This is a genomic window from Promicromonospora kroppenstedtii DSM 19349 (assembly GCF_000515355.1).
In the GTDB taxonomy this organism is placed as follows: domain Bacteria; phylum Actinomycetota; class Actinomycetes; order Actinomycetales; family Cellulomonadaceae; genus Promicromonospora; species Promicromonospora kroppenstedtii.
Genome location: NZ_KI911674.1, coordinates 6,419 through 6,978, shown reverse-complemented (window position 1 = coordinate 6,978; position 560 = coordinate 6,419). Strand labels below are relative to the sequence as shown.

Below are 560 nucleotides of genomic sequence, written 5' to 3'. Positions count from 1 at the left end.
CTGGTACCGCGGCTCGCGCGGGCCGACGTCCGCCGGTGCCGTCGCCGCGGCGGCCGAGTGCACGGACTGCGCGTTCCTCATCCCGTTGTCGGGCCCGATGGGCCAGCTCTTCGGCGTCTGCGCCAACGAGTGGTCGCCCGACGACGGCAAGGTGGTCTCGCTCGACCACGGCTGCGGCGCCCACTCGGAGACCGACGTCGAGGCCCACTCGACCGACTGGCCGGCGCCGGCCCCGCTGATCGACGAGAACGAGGTCGAGCAGGTGCCCACGGCCTCCGACACGCTGGCGGGCAGCGGGGACGAACCCTCCGCGTGACCCACGACCCGTTCGGCACCGGCGCGCTACGCCGCGCGGTGACCGAGGCGTGGCGCGCGTCCCCGACGCGCTTTCGCGAGGACGCGAACTCCGAGGAGGACCACGCGCGGGGTTGGTACCGCGACCGGGTGGTGGTGGAGCTCGCGCAGAACGCGGCCGACGCCGCCGCGCGCGCCGGGGTACCGGGCCGGCTGACGCTGACCCTGGAGCCGCGCCCCGACACGGGCGGGACAGGCGACGCGGG

General features: G+C 76.2%; 2 protein-coding genes. Both read left to right on the top strand.

Translation table 11 applies throughout. The features are described from left to right. A partial coding sequence (locus PROKR_RS13750; RefSeq protein ID WP_036964182.1) for a DUF3027 domain-containing protein occupies window positions 1-316 on the top strand: 316 nt, incomplete at its 5' end. Next, window positions 313-560: hypothetical protein (locus tag PROKR_RS34900; protein ID WP_036964179.1), on the top strand; the 248-nt coding region annotated here is incomplete at its 3' end. The genes PROKR_RS13750 and PROKR_RS34900, both read left to right, overlap by 4 nt.